The 17,333-nt window shown below is 65.1% G+C and carries 11 protein-coding genes; 8 read left to right on the top strand and 3 right to left on the bottom strand.

Going from position 1 to position 17,333, the window contains the following annotated elements:
• Positions 1-47: 47 nt before the first annotated feature.
• Entirely contained in the window at positions 48-3,722 is a 3,675-nt protein-coding gene (locus tag MHA02_RS20710) for a PAS domain S-box protein (RefSeq protein ID WP_147082311.1), read from the top strand.
• Between the two features lie 92 nt (positions 3,723-3,814).
• Here MHA02_RS20710 and MHA02_RS20705 read toward each other — a convergent pair whose 3' ends face one another.
• The 3 genes from MHA02_RS20705 to MHA02_RS20695 form a co-directional block, all read right to left on the bottom strand.
• Positions 3,815-4,060 carry a cysteine rich repeat-containing protein gene (locus MHA02_RS20705; protein ID WP_147082309.1) on the bottom strand — a complete coding sequence of 82 codons (246 nt, stop codon included), beginning with the start codon at positions 4,058-4,060 and terminating at the stop codon, positions 3,815-3,817.
• Positions 4,061-4,130: 70 nt separating this feature from the next.
• Positions 4,131-6,728 (bottom strand): GAF domain-containing protein, encoded by a 2,598-nt coding sequence (locus MHA02_RS20700; RefSeq protein ID WP_147082307.1) that lies wholly within the window; start codon positions 6,726-6,728, stop codon positions 4,131-4,133.
• A 328-nt stretch (positions 6,729-7,056) separates the two neighbouring features.
• Positions 7,057-7,986 carry a hypothetical protein gene (locus MHA02_RS20695; protein WP_147082305.1) on the bottom strand — a complete coding sequence of 310 codons (930 nt, stop codon included), beginning with the start codon at positions 7,984-7,986 and terminating at the stop codon, positions 7,057-7,059.
• Positions 7,987-8,027: 41 nt separating this feature from the next.
• Here MHA02_RS20695 and MHA02_RS20690 point away from each other — a divergent pair, with 41 nt between their 5' ends.
• The 7 genes from MHA02_RS20690 to MHA02_RS20660 all read left to right on the top strand — a co-directional run bounded on the left by MHA02_RS20690 (position 8,028) and on the right by MHA02_RS20660 (position 17,330).
• Positions 8,028-8,564 (top strand): hypothetical protein, encoded by a 537-nt coding sequence (locus MHA02_RS20690; protein ID WP_147082303.1) that lies wholly within the window; start codon positions 8,028-8,030, stop codon positions 8,562-8,564.
• 313 nt (positions 8,565-8,877) lie between these two features.
• Positions 8,878-9,498 (top strand): hypothetical protein, encoded by a 621-nt coding sequence (locus MHA02_RS20685; RefSeq protein WP_147082301.1) that lies wholly within the window; start codon positions 8,878-8,880, stop codon positions 9,496-9,498.
• A 716-nt stretch (positions 9,499-10,214) separates the two neighbouring features.
• Complete coding sequence (locus MHA02_RS20680; protein ID WP_147082299.1) at positions 10,215-10,973, top strand: hypothetical protein; 759 nt, start codon at positions 10,215-10,217, stop codon at positions 10,971-10,973.
• Positions 10,973-13,336 carry a TnsB C-terminal domain-containing protein gene (locus MHA02_RS20675; protein ID WP_147082297.1) on the top strand — a complete coding sequence of 788 codons (2,364 nt, stop codon included), beginning with the start codon at positions 10,973-10,975 and terminating at the stop codon, positions 13,334-13,336. The genes MHA02_RS20680 and MHA02_RS20675 overlap by 1 nt, the downstream gene beginning before the upstream one ends.
• A 1-nt stretch (position 13,337) precedes the next feature.
• Complete coding sequence (locus tag MHA02_RS20670; RefSeq protein ID WP_147082295.1) at positions 13,338-14,507, top strand: ATP-binding protein; 1,170 nt, start codon at positions 13,338-13,340, stop codon at positions 14,505-14,507.
• On the top strand, positions 14,504-16,345 hold the full coding sequence (locus MHA02_RS20665; RefSeq protein WP_147082293.1) for a TniQ family protein: 1,842 nt from the start codon (positions 14,504-14,506) through the stop codon (positions 16,343-16,345). Before MHA02_RS20670 ends, MHA02_RS20665 begins: the two co-directional genes overlap by 4 nt.
• Before the next feature lie 577 nt (positions 16,346-16,922).
• Entirely contained in the window at positions 16,923-17,330 is a 408-nt protein-coding gene (locus MHA02_RS20660) for a response regulator (RefSeq protein WP_147082319.1), read from the top strand.
• Positions 17,331-17,333 lie beyond the last annotated feature (3 nt).

Genomic DNA, 17,333 nt, shown 5'->3' with positions numbered 1-17,333 from the left:
TGACGAGGCCAAGGCCTTCCGTGGAGCCGCCGCCCCCGAGGTCGTCCATGACCGCGCCTGAGGACGCGGCCCGCGATCCGGCTCGGCTCGCCGCCCTCGAACGATACGGCATCCTCGACACGCAGGCCGAACAGGGCTTCGACGACGTCGTGCTGCTTGCCTCGCGGATCTGCGCGACGCCCGTGGCCCTCGTCAGCCTCGTCGCCGGGGACCGGCAGTGGTTCAAGGCGCGCGTCGGCTTCGACCCCTGCGAGACCCCGCTGTCGCAATCGGTCTGCGCGCATGCCCTGGGCCAGCCGGGCCTGCTGGTCATCCCGGACCTGACCGCAGACCCGCGCACGCGGGACAACACGCTGGTCACCGGCGAGCCGCGACTGAGGTTCTATGCCGGTGCCCGGCTGGAGACCCCCGAGGGGATGCCGCTCGGGACGCTGTGCGTGATCGACGGGACGCCGCGGCCCGAAGGACTGACGCCGGAGCAGGCCGATTCCCTCCAGGCCCTGGCGCGGCAGGTCATGGCGCAGATGGAATTGCGCCGGTCGGCGGCCGCGCGCGAAGACGCCCTTCGCCGCGTCCGCGTGGCCGACAACCGCCACCGCCAGATCCTCGACAGCGCCATCGACTACGCGATGGTCACGTTGGACCTCGACGCCCGCATCACCGGCTGGAGCGCGGGCGCCGAGGCCATCCTCGGCTGGTCGGAGGCGGAGATGCGCGGCAGGCCGGCACACGTCTTCTTCACCGAGGAGGACGTCGCCGCCGGCATCCCCGAGCGCGAGATGAAGGGTGCCCGGGAGAGGGGTCGGGGCAACGACGAGCGCTGGCACCTGCGCAAGGACGGTTCGCGGTTCTTCGCCTCGGGCGAGATGATGCCGCTGCAGGCCGATGACGGCAGCCTCGTCGGATACCTCAAGATCCTGCGCGATCGCACAAGCCGGCACCTGGCGGGCAAGGCGCTCGCGGAATCCGAGGCGCGGCTGCGTCAGGCGCAGGCGGCGGGAGGTGTGGGCCTGTTCACAGTCGACATCGCCGACAACGTCCTCACGCCGACCCCGGAATTCTGCCGCCTTTACGGATTGCCGGAGCAGGCGAGCTACCCCGCGACGGCGTTCGAGAGGCTGGTCCTCCACGAGGACGCGCACCTCATCTCGACGGCCGAGACCCGGCGGGAAGGTGGGCCGCCCCGTGACGTCGAGTACCGCATCCGGCGCCCGGACACCGGCGAGATCCGTTGGATCGCCCGCAAGGGCGAGATCGAACGTGATGCCTCGGGCCGTCCGGTGCGGTTCTCAGGGGTGGCGCGCGACGTCACCGAGCAGCGTCAGGCGCGCGACGCGCTCGCCGTCAGCGAGGAGCGCTACCGGACCCTGTTCGACACCATCGACGAGGGCTTCTGCGTCATCCGATTCGTCGATGGGCCGCACGGCCCGTTCGGTGACTACGTGCATGTCGAGGCTAATCCCGCCTTCGAGCACCACCTCGGCATCCCGGGGGTGGTCGGGCGGACGTTGCGCGACATCATTCCCGACGGCGGAGCCGACGGCTGGCTCAAGATCTACGGCGATGTGCTGCGCAGCGGTGAGCCCGTCCGCTTCCAGCGCGAGTTCGCGCCAAACGGCCGGCACCTGGAGGTCGCCGCGCATCGCGTCGAACCGGCGAGCCGCCGCGAGGTCGCGGTCCTGTTCACCGACATCACCGCCCGCAGAAGCGCGGAGGCCGCCCTGCGCGCCAGCGAGGCTGTGGTACGCGAGAACGTGCAACGCGTCCAGTTGGCGCTCGCGGCCGGCGCGATCATCGGAACCTGGTTCTGGGATCTGCCCAGCGATCGGTTCACGGTCGACGAGGCGTTCGCCTGCGCCTTCGGCCTCGACCCGGCGCTGGGAAGGGAGGGCATCCCGCTCGCCCAGATCGTGGCCACGGTCCACCCTGACGACCGGGCGGGATTGGCCGAGGCGATCAACGAGGCCATCGCGCGCGGTGGCGCCTATGCCCATCAGTACCGCACCCGGCGCGCAGACGGGAACTACTACTGGCTGGAGGCGAACGGCCGTGTCGAGCACGCGCCGGACGGAACGCCGCTGAGTTTCCCCGGGGTGCTTCTCGACGTGGACGAGCGGCGCGCGGTGGAGGCCGAGCGCGACCGCGTCGCCGCGGACCTGCGCACCCTCAACGACACGCTGGCGGCCCAGGTCGCCGAGCGCACAAAGGAACGCGACCGCATCTGGCAGGTGAGCCAGGACATGCTCGGCGTCGCCGACGCGAATGGGATCTGGGTCAGCATCAATCCGGCCTGGCAGCGCATCCTAGGATGGGACTACCACGACATCGTCGGGAAGAGCTCGGAATGGCTCGAACACCCGGACGACCGCGAGAAGACCCGGGCCGAGGTGGCCCATCTCGCCGCCGGCGGCTTGACCCTGGCGTTCGAGAACCGCTTCCGCGCCCGCGACGGTGGTTACCGCACGCTGTCCTGGACGGCCGTGCCGGTCGACGGGCTGCTCTACTGCGTCTCCCGCGACGTCACCCTGGAGAAGGAACGGGCCGCAACCCTGCTCCAGGCCGAGGAGGCGCTGCGGCAATCGCAGAAGCTGGAAGCGGTCGGGCAGTTGACCGGGGGCGTGGCGCACGACTTCAACAACCTGCTGACGGTGATCAAGTCGTCGACCGACCTGCTCAAGCGACCAGACCTCGCCGACGACCGGCGCGTCCGCTATATCAGCGCGATCTCCGACACGGTCGACCGGGCGGCCAAGCTCACCGGACAGCTCCTGGCGTTTGCCCGGCGCCAGGCCCTGCGGCCGGAGGTGTTCGACGCCGGGCGGAGCGTGAAGGCCATCGGCGAGATGATGGGGACCCTGACCGGAGCCCGTATCGCCGTCTCGATCCGCGTCGGCGACGAGCCATGCCACATCAATGCGGATCCGAGCCAGTTCGACACCGCATTGGTCAACATGGCCGTCAACGCCCGCGACGCGATGGGCGGGGAAGGCCGGCTCGACATCTCGGTGGAGGCCGTGAGCTTCGTGCCCGCGATGCGTGCGCATCCGGCGTATGCGGGGGACTTCGTCCGAATCGCGCTGGCCGACACGGGCTCAGGCATCCCGGCCGAGCAGGTCGACAGGATCTTCGAGCCGTTCTTCACCACCAAGGGCGTCGGCCAGGGCACCGGGCTTGGCCTTTCCCAGGTCTTTGGATTCGCCAAGCAGTCGGGCGGCGAGGTGATGGTGGAAAGCGTCGTCGGACGCGGCACGACGTTCACGCTGTACCTTCCGCGCGCGGACAAGGGCGCCGTCGCGGAGGAGGAGCCGGCGCCGGTCGACGCCGTGGTCGACGGGCGCGGCACCTGCGTGCTCGTGGTCGAGGATAACCGGGACGTCGGCAGCTTCTCGACCCAGACCCTGCAGGAGCTCGGTTACGGCACGCACTGGGTCGCGAACGGCGACGAGGCCCTGGCGACGCTGGCCGAGAAGTCGGATACCTACGATGTGGTGTTCTCGGACGTCGTCATGCCGGGCATGAACGGCGTCGAGCTCGGACGGGAGGTCCGGCGACTGTATCCCGGGCTGCCGGTGGTGCTGACCAGCGGCTACAGCCACGTGCTGGCACAGGAGAGCGACCACGGTTTCGAGCTGCTGCAGAAGCCCTATTCGGTCGAGGCCCTGTCGCGCATCCTCCAGCGGGCGGCCTCGAAGCCCCGGCGTCGCAGGCAGGCGACGGGATAGTCGGGGCCTGGAAGGCCGACGGGGTGTCGGGGCCGGTCGACGCCCCGAACCGAGAGAACCCGGGGCACGCCCGTAAGGCCGCCGCAGGCAGGCTATTTCGTCTGCGTCGCCTCGTACGCAGTGACGGCACGGCGGCAGTTCTCGGACATCTGGCCGAGGTTCTTCTTGAAGCAGGCGTCCATCGCGGGATCGTCGGCGTCGATGCCGCTGCAGAACGACAGCGCGTCGCCCGTGCAATACTTCTTCAGGTCGGGATTGCCCCGCATCGACTCGGCGGTCGCGAGGGACGGCGTCGCGACGGTCGCGATCAGGCCGAGGACGATCAGGGAATGTCTCATCCACCTTAGCTAACCGTCCGGCCCCGGAAGTCGAGCAATTGCCTCACGGTGACGCGGAATTGGGCGCCGGTCATGCGCCCTCGGCGACGCCGGCCGGACCTGACGCGGCATCGCTCAGGGCAAGCCCGACCGCGGCGGTGACCAGCGCGGGCTGGTACGGCTTGTCGAAGAAGACCGATCCCGGCGGAAGGGCGCCCCGGTCCAGGTCCTTCACGCCGGAGCAGACGACGATGCGGACGTGAGGCCAGCGCCGGTCGACCTCGTGGGCGAGCGTGAGGCCGTCCATCAGGCCCGGCATCCGCACGTCCGTGAACAGAAGGTCGATGCGCTGCCGTTCGAGCTCGGCCAGGGCCTCGGCGGCGTTGCTGACCTCGATCACCTCGAAGCCGGCCTCGTCGAGCAGGTCGGCGGTCTGCATCCGGTGCAGCGGCTCGTCCTCGGCGACGACGGCGAGCGCCTTACGCTGATGCTGTTCCTGGCTCATCGCAGGCGAACCAGGGCCGTTGGGAAAGGTTGCGTCCATCCCTATCGGACACCCTGGAATGCCGCGAGCGGTGCCGTGATGGCACACCGCACGCCCGCCGGCAGGTAATCCAGGGCGAGGGTGCCCCCTAACCTGGGCGGCGAGGCCGCGCTCGATGAAGCGCGAGCCGAACCCCTTGCGGGTCGGGACCTCGACTCGGGGGCCTCCCGATTCCGACCAGCAAAGCCGTAGCTGCGGCTCCCCGTCTTGCTTCAGCGTCTCCCAACGGATCGCGACCTGGCCGGCCTCGTTGGAGAGCGCGCCGTACTTGCCCGCGTTGGTTGCCAACTCGTGCACCGTCAGGGCCAGCGACAACGCCTGATCGGTGCCGATGTCGAGCTCGGGACCTTCGAGGTGGAAGCGCCCGGGCTTGTCCGCGTGGATCAGCAGCGCACTTCGGATCACCGGTTCGAGCCCCGTGCCGACCAGTGCGCCGCCCATCAGCAGGTCGTGGGCGCGCCCCAGCGCGATCAGGCGTCCCGACAGGATCTCCTTGGCCTCGTCGACGTCGGCGGCGCCGCGCATCGTCTGCGTGGCGATGGACTGCACCATCGCCAGCAGGTTCTTCATGCGGTGCGAGAGCTCGTGGTTGATGAGCTGCTGCTGTTCCTCGGCCCGCACCCGCGCGACGGCGGCACGGGTCCGGTCGGCCACGTCGCGCACGAAGGCGAGGTCTCCCCCGGTCCAGGCATGCGGACGGTCGTGGTGGATGTAGATCATCGCCACCAGGACGCCGTGCTCGATTAGCGGCACGTTGACCAGCGAGCGGATGCCGAGCGCGGCGAACGCCTCCGCATGCCCGAGGGTACGCCCGTCCGTGCCGACGTCGTCCATCACGACGGTCTCGCCGCGCCGGAGGTCGTCGATGAAGGAACCGTATTCGCGGAAGCGGTGCACACCCGCGATGCTAGCGTGGCCGGGCTGGCACCAGTCCGACGCGATCTCGATAGTCTCGGTCGACGCGGTCAGCGTGCCGTAGCCGGCGCGCGCGGCGTCGAGCGTCCGCCCCATGATCTCGGCCGCGGCGAAGGCCATGGTGTCGGCCCGGTCGGTGGCGCGCAGGCGGTCGCCCAATTCCAGCAAGGCCGCCTTGGTGCGCTCGCTTGCCCGCAGTTCCTCCCGGGCCTCGGCCTCGCGCGCCTCGGTCAGGCCGGCCGTCGCCACCCCGGCGAACAGGCAGGCCTGCCGCAGGTCGCCCTCAGTGAGCGCCCCGGTGACGCTGGAATGCATCTTGAGGACGCCGAGCACCTGGTCGCCGTGCGACACGGGGGCGAGGACGACCGAGCGCAGGTTCACGCGCTCCGCCAGCTCCCGGTTGACGCGGGGATCCTTCGCGGTGTCCGGCACGAGGATCGGCTTGTTGGTGAAGGCGCAGGTCCCGGCGAGGCTGCCCTTGACCGGAAGGCGGACCCCCAGGAAAGGCGTCACCGTGCCGGACACCGCGCGATAGACCAGCTCCGTGCCGTCGATCAGCTCGACGACCCCGGCCTCGGCCGCCGGGATGGCCCGCATGGCACCGGAGAGGACCGCCTGAAGGATGGTGTCCAGGTCGCCCCCGGCTGCCGCGACGGCCGCCTGCGTCTCGTTGAGGGCCTCGAATTCGCCCAGGGTGGTCCGCTGCTTCAACAGCAGGGCATCGCGGCCCATGACCGCCCGCCGCAGTTCCATCTGGCCGCTCACCTGCCGGGCGAGCGCGCGCAACGTGCTCCTCTGGCTCTCGGACAGGCCCGCGGGACGCGGGACCGGGTCGATCACGCACAGGCTGCCGAGGACCTCGCCGCCGGGCGCGCGCAGGGGTGCCCCGGCATAGAATCGGATGAACGGCGCGCCCGTCACCAGCGGGTTGTCCCGCGTGCGCGGGTCCTCGCTCAGGTCGGCGATGACGAGCAGGTCCGGCTCGATCAGGGCGTGGGCGCAGACGGAACTGTTGAGGTCGGTCTCGCAGGGCGGAAAGCCGATCCGCGCCTTGAACCACTGCCGGTCCTCGGCCACCAGGCTGACGAGCGCCACGGGCGTCCGGCAGATGTGGGCGGCGATCTGCACGATGTCGTCGAAACTCTCCTCCGGAGGGGTGTCGAGGATGCCGTAGCCCTCCAGCACCGCGAGCCGGGCTCGGTCCGTGGTGATCGGGAGGGGGAGGGCCAAGACGCGCTTTCGGAAGGGGTAAGTCCCGAGAGGGTATAGATGGATTTGCCTGAATAAGCACGCGCGCCAACCGGCCAATGCGCTGAAGCACCGGCGCTGCTCGCGCTTCGGTGAAACTCCTGCTCTACTGCTTGTGCGGTGCGAAGGACGTCCGCTTAAAACAACTCGATCCTGTGAACGGTCATTCGGCTTTCCACCCGACCCGGTCTTTCGCCTCGATCTCAACAGCCTGGAAGCGGACCTTCCGACCTTCTGCAACGGGCGCACTCGGACGCGGCCAGAGGGTACTAAGCGTCAGATTTCCGCCACTAGATCCGACGGACGGCGTCTACTCGGGGTCGGGGACGTAACCGCCAGTTGGCGGCACTCGCTCCGGAGACGCCGAGTTCTCTTCCAGGTGACTTGTCCAGGGTAGCGATAGCTTGATTTTGCCTGGAATCGAGCGAGGGCGTGCCTTCGGCATCGGCGTCGCGGCCGTTTTCCGAGCAACACGTTTCTCGGTGGCTCTAACGGCTAGCGAACGACTCTCGGAACGAGTGACGCTGCCGGTCCACGTCGAGACCCGGAGATCTATGGTGTCGTCGTCGTCGATCCATCTCACGCGGAACGAGATGTCGATGGGCGATGCGCATGATCCGGGCGCTTTCGGGTCGATGCCATTCTTCGCGAGATGGTCGAGCGTGCGTAGGACGTTGCTTCGTCGGTCCGCGTTCGCACCCTGACCTGGCATCGGGGCTCCTCCGTGGACCTCGAGCAGGATGCGGTCGCCGATATCTGCTTTGCGCAAAGCGTTTCGTAGGAACGGCTTCAGGAGGCCTTCTTGCTCGTCGCCGAAGACCCGAACCAACCCGGCATACTTTTTCGTCGTGTTGACGAACACGACGGCGAAGCAGGTTGAGATCTTAAGGCTCTCGATCTCGATTTGGTTCTTGGCGCGATGCGCGAAAGCCTGCTGACCTCTGTAGACCCTGAAGCCGGAACCCAGAAATCGGTAGTCATTTCCCTCGATTCGCACGATGCCAAGTCGCGTTGGATGTTCTGCATTTTGTTTATAAGAGACGAGGATCCGTCTGATTCGCGGGCTGCAACGCGCTTCGGTTGCTTGATCGCTTTTCTCGGGGGCGTGTAGGGAACCGAGCACATCGTAGACGGCGTGCGGGCGTGCAAATACGTTTTCCCCGGCGTGAGATGCGCCCGCAGTTCTTTCCGCCTCGGTGGGCTGTTCCTTCCTAGTATGACCGTGTCTTCCGAAAGCCATGGCGCGGCAGCTCTATGCGTGCGAAGCTGGATTGTTCCTTCATGGATTCCGCTTCAGGCATGTACGGAGCGTTACACTCGCTTCGCGACACCGCCGAAGATCGCTTCGTCGTGAAGGAACGATTTTTGTTTTATGATCGATCGGCGATGGATCCGACCCGTGCGTGCGGAAGCCCCGGCATCCGGCACCAGGCGGAATCGCAGGCGGCGGTAACGACGTTGGACGGGATGGACGGACCGGAGTTCAAGCACAGGCTTCGGGTGATGGGCCGCACCCAAGCCGGGTTCGCGTCGGAGATCGGCGTCGTCGAAAGGACGGTACACTACTGGGCCAGCAGAGGGCCGCCTGCCGAAATCGTCTATCTGCTCGACGTACTGGCGGACTTGGAGATGCCTTTCGGGCCCATGTCCGACATCGCAGACGACGCCAGTGCCACCGAAGGATTCAAGCGGACGGCCGTTAAGGTCGTCGAGCGGCTCGCGTATCTGGCCGCACTGCGGGGAGCGGAGCAGGAGTTCATCGAGACGCTCCGGCTATGGCTGGACGAGAGAACAGATCGCTCTCGTGGCGACATCTGACCGAATGCAAAGACGGCGCCTACTCGGTCGTCGGGCGCGCGCGAAGCAGGTTATAGTCAATATTCATTTAATACTTCATAAAAATCATATCGTTGTGCTCGATATTCTCGGCTCTCAAATCGATAGCTTGAACCTGAAAATTTTGCCTGTTAGCAATCTTCGCGGTCGACAGCGACCTCAAGCACCTGAGATCCGGGTCCAGGACAACGACCCCTCGAAGCCAGGGCGGACATCGATGCAGCTACACGACGAGGGCTGATCGTCGGATCGCGTCATGCGTCCGAGCGGTCGCAACGAATGGAGAACGGCTCGGATGCAAGTCGAGACTACGATCGCGGCAGATACGCCACCCTTCCCGAAACCGGGCCGCCATCCGGGATTCAGTTCGTTCAAGACTATCCGGCCGATCTTGTATCCAGCCCGCTGGCACCGGGATCTGCTCATCCAAGCAACTCTCGATCCGGCGATCGAAGCCATCGGTCAAGTTTTTGGGGCAGAAGCCGGACGGGACGAATTGAATCTTGATTTGATCCTGGGCGGAACTCGCGTTCTCGTCGCCGCGATGCATGACGGGGACGGGCGACTGCTCCAAGAGAGGCGCCCCGGCGCGGTCGTACTGGCGAAATCGACTGTTCTGGCCGAGCCCAGAGCCGCCGATGCACGCGCCGTCTGGGCAACACGCGGCCTCGCCGTTCAGCCGGGCGACCGATTACGTATCCTGATTGCGTCCGAAGACGGCGGAAGTCATCCCATCCGCGAACTCGCAGCCTGCGTACGCCATCCCGACGCCGATCCTTTCGAGACCGTCTTGTCGCTGGTCTGCAGAGGCGACCTACTCATCGACATGAAGGACGGTTTGCAGCCGGAAGCCGGCATTCGAAGGCGGGTGTCGGCGCGGGATACGGTGGAGCTGTTCCCAGATCGGCGCTTGTGACGAACCGCGGCATTGCTTCGGGCGATCGTTAACCAACGTCGAAGGTCTTGAAGGCGGCCCGCACGACTCCGATTGCAAGGAACGGCTGCGCCTGGCACAGCTTTGCGGCGGCCGATTTCTTTCGGAGGCGCAGCTTTCAGCTTCGTCGCGGCCGACCTTGAGGTCCCAGCACACCTGAGCAGGCTCCGAGGCTCAGGCGAGGCAATTGCCGGCAACCCGGCATGGACCACGCAGCTCTCGTCATGGAACGAGGGACCCCAGCCATTGCACCTGACACCCCAACTTGGGGCTGGGTCATCTGTGCCGTGACCGCTCTTCAGCAAAGTCTGAGAGTTGGCCCGTGCGGAGCAGGAAAGCTCTTCTGAAAGTGCACGGCCTTGCAGGGCCGCACACTTTCAAGAGTACCCAGAGGATCATTCGGCCCGACAGCGACAAACTGCGCCGAACGATCCTGCTACCGGGGCAACCGTAGGTCGACGAACGGGCCTTTGGGCCCGGGCGACCGCCGAGTCGTGTCCGCATCGCGGACCACATCGGTATCGCACCTCCGGACTCCCCTCGCAACACGCAATTCGGGCCTTCCAGGTCCGTGTCGAGGCATTCGGCTGCGCTGGTTAACGCGCGCCTGGTCATGGAGAAGTATTGTGTCGATCAGGCTATCGGCCACGGAAGCTGCACCGACCTCGGAGAATCTCGCTGGTCGAGAACTCCGTAAGGTGAGTTGGCCTGCGGACCTCGAAACAGCGCTCCTCGAGCTGCCGCCATACCTCCCCGCCTTCGAACCGGCGTACTGGAACGACCCGGGAGAAAGCCTCGCAGCTCGTCACGTCGCGCCGCGCTCGAAAGGCTCGGCCCGTGCCACCCTCCCGATCACTTCCGAAGGCGCCTACCGCATTATCAGCGTAGAGAGCGGCCTCGAATACAACTGGGCCATCGTCATCGACGGATTGTTGCGGCCGGAATACATGGTCGAACAGCCGGAGCCGATCTGTTTCTACGATATCGACGGTATCGAGCGCGAACATACGTTCGATTTCTTCATAGTAACTGCCGATTCAAGGCGCATCTATATTCAGGTGAAGCCGCTCATATTCGTCGAACGCGGCTTCTGGGATTCGACGATGAAGCTGATCGCGTCGCAGCTGTGCGCGGATCATGCGGACGAGGTCCTGTTGCTGACCGAGGTGGGGCTCCATCCGGATACGGTCGCGAACGCGAAGCTGCTCCGCTACGTTCGCCGCTGCCCTCCACTCGCGGCGGAAGACGTCGTCCTCGATCTGCTGGCCAGCGCCGGAGCGACGAGCACGATCGAAGAACTCGTCGCCGCAAGCGGTCTCGGCGGCGTGGCCTTCGTTGCCGCCCTGCGCCTCATCGATCGCGGTTGGCTCGTCGTCTTCGAGGAGGGTCGCATCGGTTACGGGAGCCGTGTCTTTCTCGCGGCTGCTCGGTTCGAACATCCGCAGCGCGTGATCTGATGGCCGCCCGCAATCCGCTCGCCGCGATCACGCCGATCGACGACGGTGCCCGTATCCACGCCTGGGGCGACGTATGGCGGCTCGTCAGGACTTCAGCAAAGGGTCACAAGTTAAAAAAGGTCCACGATCCGGACGTGACGATGCTCGTCACGCATACGGTTTACAACGCGGAAGCCCTTACTTCGACCTTCAGGCGCGAAGACGATTACTTTCGCCCACGCAGCGTGGTCGAACGTGCCCGCAAACATCCAATTTCCATTTCACATCTACCATTGAAAGACCAAAACGATATCGAATTTAAAATTGAATGCATCACGGAGTATTACAAGCTATACTACAATAAAAAAATATCGCGTACCGCAGATGGATTCAAGCGTGCCGCGGAACTGATATCTGCGACGCTCGGCCTTCTGAAGCAGAAGCCCAATCGCAATGTCAACGATCCTTCCCCGCCCCCGAAGAAGCGTGGCTGCCGCAACAACTTCGATGCCGCTCTGAACGGCAGCACTCTGCAAAGCTGGATCGAAAAGCTGGAAGCAGCCGACTGGGACTTCGTCGAGCTGCGGGATGGTCGAAACAGATCGGGCAATCACAATGGTCGGTTCTCTCCCGAAACGTACACGCTCCTAGAGGATTATGCTCACCAATACTGCCGACCACACTGTCCGAACAGACGAAACGTCTATGACGACTTCAAGGTTGCCTTCAATGCACTCAACAATCGCTTTCGCGACGAGGGTCGCCCTCTTGATCATCTGCCTTCCTTCTCCCGATTTTGTCTGGAGATCGCCAAGCTCGACGATTGGGAGGTCGATTACGCGCGCCTCGGGCACGAAGCCGCCCACCGTAAACGCAAGCTGATCGGCGCAGGTCTGGACGTCCATTACGCTCTCGAGCGTGTGGAGATGGATTATTACAATGTCGATCTACACCTTCTGCTCGTAGATACTGAAGTCTGGAAGCATCTATCTCCCAAGCTCCGGATCCAGATCGAGCGTAATCGCTGGTACCTCTGCGTAGCGATAGACGTCGCGTCTCGTTGCATCCTCGGAATGAAGCTGGCGCGAAGCGAGAGCTCTCAGGTCGCGCTCGATACGCTGCGCATGGTCTTCTACGACAAGACCGGCATCGGTCGGGCGGCTGGCGCTCTCAGTCCCTGGGACCAGTGCGGGCCGCCGTGGATGCTGACGACCGATCAGGGGTCGGCCTTCGTCAAGTCTTGGTTTCAGTTCCGCGCGGTCTCCCTGCTTGCCGACGTTTTCAATCCTCCGGCAGCGCAGCCGCAGTTGCGCGCCTTCATCGAGCGGTTCTTCAGGACCGTCCTGGAAGGATTGTTGAAGCGGTTCGAAGGTAATACGGGCGGCAGTATCGCGGCACTCGGCGACTATCCGGCTCAGCTTCGGGCGGTGCTGACCGTCGAGCAGTTTTCGCATCTGCTCGTCCGCTGGTGCGTCGACATCTATCACCACAAGAAGCACGCCGGCCTCGGTGGCGAGACGCCGCGCGATGCATGGGTGCGGTTGACGAAGTTGCTCCCGCCGATGCCCGCTCCGGATCCCTGCCGGATGCGGATCAGCTTCGGGATCGACTTGAAGCGACCCACCCGTATGACGGGCATCCGCGTCCTGGGTTTGGACTACAGCTCAGAAGAGCTCCAGGCCTGGTGCCGTCGCAAAGGCGACACCGAGGCGGAGGTGAAGGTCGACCCGTACAATCTGGGTGCGATCTCGGTCCGCCTGGATCCGGACAGCGTCGGCTTCATTACGGTCCCGTGCAGGACGCGCTTCATGGAAGGGCGCCGGCTGGACGACTGGATCCAGGCCTCGGAAGAGCTGTCCCGCAGGTACGAAGACGTCGCGCAGATGCGTCTGCCGATCATCTTGAAGACGATCGAAGAAATTCAGAGGACGCATCGCAGAGCCGTCGAGATCGCGGACCTCAAGGGAATCGAATACGATTGCGATCGGATTGAGCACTACGAAGGCAAGCTTAGTATCGGTTTTGCGGTCCCGGCGTCGGAAGACTTTCCGGGGCTCGCCTCTGTGATGCCGACCGCCTTGCCGTCGCAGTCCTCGCGGACGGGGACGCTGCCCTCGACCTTCGCACTACCGGGGTCTCTCAGTTTCGCCGTCGGAGCTTCTCGCGTCGTGGCCGGCTCCTCGTCCGTCCCGGCGCTCCGCCCGACCTCCGCAGCCGATGTTCCGGCCGCAGACCTGCCGACCGGGTCCACACCCATTCCCCCATGCGTGCCGGACCGTTCGGCGGCGCCGGAGGCCGAAGAGGCCCGAAGCGCGCCCGTCCCGGATGCAACCGAGCCCGCCGGCCCCCGCCGGAGGCGTACCACCGTGAAACTGGAGAAGTGAAGTGAGTAGCGAAGTCGCTCTTCCCCCGGACGAGCCGGCCGACCGCCCGGCTAATTCGATCCCGATCAACAAGCTGTTGCGCCGCGTGCGGCGGATGTTCCTGCCGCCGCCCGCGTACGACCTGCTCGCGAAAACGTTCGACCGTCTTCTTGGCGTCATGGGACTGGTGCCCGGTCCCGACATCGAGATCCCGGCGCGGAACTCCGACGCCCGGAACGCCGAGGGCGATCAACTCGCGGACGACGACTACGACGACGACGACGACGATCTCGACGCGGACGAAGAGGCCGACAGGCCCGAGGGGAGGATCCTGGTCCTCATCGGAGAGACCGGCGCCGGCAAGTCCCGTTCGCTCAAGAGACTGTTCAGGCAGCGTCGCGAGATCGTCGAAGAGGTGCTCGTCTCGGTCGTCGCGCCTTCGCCCTGCACCTTGATGCAGCTCGGTCGCAAGATGCTTCCCGAACTCGGCTACCCCATCCAGCGCGACAGGAAGGAGCATCTGATCTGGGAGGATGTCCGACGTCGCATCGACGCGCAGGGCGTGCGGATCGTCCATATCGACGAGATGCAGCACGTCACCCAGACGGCCAACGTCGACCAGAAGAAGCGCATCCTCAACACCATCAAGAGTCTGATCCAGGGCCGCGAAAAGCCGATGCTGCTCGTCTTGTCGGGAACCTGCGAGCTCGCGGACTTCCTGCGCACCGACGGCCAAGTCCGCAGGCGCTGCAAGTTCGTAGAGCTCAAGCGGTTGTCGATCGAAGGCGACGTCGACTTGATCGCGGACACCCTGGAGGATCTGATCGAGCTCACTCCGCTCAAGCTCGAGCACACGGTCGTCGAGGATCTCGCCGCTCGCCTGATCCACGGTGCCAACTATGCCCTCGGCATCACGATGGAGATCGCGTGCGACGCGATCGAGGAGGCGTTCCTCGAAGGTAGCGGCAAGCTTCGTCCGAGCCATTTCGCCGAGGTCTACAGGTCCCGAAGCGGGTGCCCGAACTCCTCGAACCCCTTCCTCGCGGTCGGGTGGCGGGAAACGGATCCCCAGCAGGTTCTGGATCGTCCCCGTGCAGATATCGAGCCGACGAACCCGAAGGCGTCGAAATCGGCGCCGCCGGCAGTCCGCAAGCCGAAGAAGCCGGCCGGGAAGCAGGGTAAGACGAAATGACCGGCAAGCGGCTGCATCCCACGCTGCCGCATCTGGCGGGGGAGGCTCCGACCTCCCTCGCCTCGCGGTTGGCGCAACTACACCTGACCGAAGATGCCGGTGCGAGGACGTTCTGCACCGACATGGGGATCGATTTCGGAAAGGTTGTCGACGGACAACCGGGCGCCTTGACGGCTCTCGCCGACCTGTCCGGAGCCGATCCGGCCATGCTTGCCGCCGACGCGTTCCGTCGCGTCCCCGAGGGGCACCTCTTTCGGGGCGAACGCTTCTCGAAGAGCAGTCTTGTCAGGACGTCCCTGCGTTTCTGCCCGGCATGTCTCCTCGACGACTGCTCCGGCGCATCGAAGCCGGAGGCGGCGGCCTACGGCCGGACGATCTGGTCGATCGCTTCGATCCGCACCTGTCCCCTCCACGGCATGGAAATCTTCGACGCCGGCCCGATCACGCCGCCGTCGAAGACCCACGATTTCGCGCAGGTCATGAAGCCGCTGCTACCAGATCTCGGAGCGATGGCGGACCGCGCTACGCGTCGATCCGCCTCCGGCCTCGAGCTCTACGTTCTCGGCAGGCTCGCGGGGGCGGTCGGGAATGCGCCATGGCTCGATGGGCTGCCGCTCCATGTCGGCATGGCGATCTGTGAAACGATCGGAACGGTCGATCGCTTCGGACGGGAGGTGCGTGCGAACAAGCTCTCGGAGAGCGAGTGGGCGGATGCCGGAGAAAGCGGTTTCCGCATCGCATGCCGCGGCGAGGCCGGGATCCGGGAGTTCATGAAGGACCTCCTACGGACCTATCCGTACTCGCGCAGCGCGACCGAAGGTCCGCAAGCCGTGCTCGGGCGATTCTTCACTTTCCTGGCTTTCGGCGTGCCGCATCCTGATTTCGACGTCGTCCGCGATCTCGTCTCGGACTTCATGATCGAGCACATGCCCTTCGGCCCCGGCGACATCATCTTCGGAAAGCCGATCGAGCGGCGCGTCCTGCATTCCGTCCGTTCGGCCTCCCAGGAGATCGAGGTCCACCCCAAGCGTCTTCGCAAGGTCCTGCATGCCGCCGGCGTCTTGACGAACGAGCAGATGGAGCTCCCGTACGGCAACGCGACCTTCGACGCTGCTGCGGCGGCGCAGATCCTGACGGACGCCGTCGACGGTCTCTTCATGACCGAGATCGAGCCATATCTCGGCGCCGGGCGCGTTCAGACGAAGCTCCTGGTCGATTCCGGCCTCGTCGCGCCCATGTTTCCGAAGCGGCCGGATCTCGACCACCTGTTCAGGCGGCGTGATCTCGACGCCTTTCTCGAGCGCATGTTCGTCGATGCCGTTCCGGTCGAAGATCCGGACGAGGATATGGCCGACGTCAAGAAGGCGGTGAAGCGGGTCTGCTGCAGCACGATCGAGATCGTCCGCCTGGTGCTCGACCGAAAGCTCTCATGGGTCGGTCGACGCACGAGCGAACGTGGGTTCGCAGCGCTCCTCGTGCGCGTGTCCGAGATCCGTTCGGTCTTGCGTGGGTCGATGGATGGATGGCTGACCGCCAAGACCATCGAGACGACGATGCGCACGAACACGAAGGTCGTACGGAGCCTCATCGACCTCGGATATCTGAGAACCGAGGAGATCGTCAGTCCGCTGAATCGCTGCCCCATCCGAGTGGTCGGGCAAACCGTGTTCGATGAGTTCCGCCAGGAATACGCGACGCTATTCGAAGCGATGGAGACGACAGGAATCCATTTCCTCAAGATCCAGAAGCGGCTGACCGCGATCGGTGTCGAACCGGCGATCAGACGCGAGGAAGTGGGCGCGGCCTTCTACCGAAGATCGGATCTTCAGCGTCTCTGACGCACCTCGACGGCAACGCATTCGAGCCCTCGCGGAAGAAAGCCGCGAGGGCTTTTTCATGCCTTCGCTTCGGCGCCAGACGCTTCAATATGCAGTGAGATCGTTCCGTCTCAGCATCTTATGCCTGAGGAATACCCCATCTTTCGTTGTTTTCCGCGAGCGACGTCAAAAATATGCACGTAGATTCAATAGCTTGCGATCTACGTAGAACCCATTTTATGCCTGACTCTACAGAAGGCGGCCTTCGATAGGTCGTCTGCAACGGATCGAGGTCCAACCCGAAGCAGGAGGACGCCGGATCGGCGTCCTCCTGCTTCCGATTCCGGTTCGAGTGTCCGCCAGGGCAGGGCGGCTCGACGCCGGCACCGGCGTCCCCCAAACAGCACGGCATCGGCTGAATCGGATGCTGCAGACGGTTGCCGCCCCGGCTGTCAAGAATAAATCCAACGTTGTTGCCCCCACGGCACAGACGCGGCGCGGTAGAACTCTATCGTTGCAGCGCATCGAACGCCGTTGCGAGGCGGCGATCGCCTCCATGCGTTCGGCGCGATGGATCATCACGGCCGTGAGTCAGGTAATGAGTGACGTGCGACCGACGGGCAAGAAGCCCGTCATCCTCGTCGTCGAGGACGAGCCGGACGAGCGTTTCCTCGCGTCGGAGATGCTCGACGAGACCGGCTTCGAGGTGATCGAGGCCGAGACGGCGGAGCGTGCGCTCGCGATCCTCAACGAGCGCGGCGAGGATGTCGCCGTGGTGTTCTCCGATGTGCGCACGCCCGGCACGATCGGCGGGTTCGAGCTCGCCCGCATCATTGGGGTGACCTGGCCACGCATCCGCATCCTGTTGACCTCGGGCGATGCCACCGACCAGCCGAGCGATCTCAGGATTTCCGCAACCTTCATTCCGAAGCCCTGGCGCGCGCCGGAGATCCTGGCGTGGCTCGAGGACGCCGCCCGGCATCACGACGCCGCGAGCGACGAATAGTGC

Source organism: Methylobacterium haplocladii (assembly GCF_007992175.1).
Classification (GTDB): domain Bacteria; phylum Pseudomonadota; class Alphaproteobacteria; order Rhizobiales; family Beijerinckiaceae; genus Methylobacterium; species Methylobacterium haplocladii.
The sequence above is the reverse complement of the archived record's forward strand: the minus strand, read 5'-3'. Positions and strand labels throughout refer to the sequence as shown.

Coding starts and splice junctions, on each gene's coding strand:
- MHA02_RS20710 (WP_147082311.1), top strand. CDS start 48: ATGACCGCGCCTGAGGACGCGGCCCGCGATCCGGCTCGGCTCGCCGCC.
- MHA02_RS20690 (WP_147082303.1), top strand. CDS start 8,028: ATGGATTCCGCTTCAGGCATGTACGGAGCGTTACACTCGCTTCGCGAC.
- MHA02_RS20685 (WP_147082301.1), top strand. CDS start 8,878: ATGCAAGTCGAGACTACGATCGCGGCAGATACGCCACCCTTCCCGAAA.
- MHA02_RS20660 (WP_147082319.1), top strand. CDS start 16,923: ATGAGTGACGTGCGACCGACGGGCAAGAAGCCCGTCATCCTCGTCGTC.
- MHA02_RS20695 (WP_147082305.1), bottom strand. CDS start 7,986: ATGGCTTTCGGAAGACACGGTCATACTAGGAAGGAACAGCCCACCGAG.
- MHA02_RS20665 (WP_147082293.1), top strand. CDS start 14,504: ATGACCGGCAAGCGGCTGCATCCCACGCTGCCGCATCTGGCGGGGGAG.
- MHA02_RS20675 (WP_147082297.1), top strand. CDS start 10,973: ATGGCCGCCCGCAATCCGCTCGCCGCGATCACGCCGATCGACGACGGT.
- MHA02_RS20705 (WP_147082309.1), bottom strand. CDS start 4,060: ATGAGACATTCCCTGATCGTCCTCGGCCTGATCGCGACCGTCGCGACG.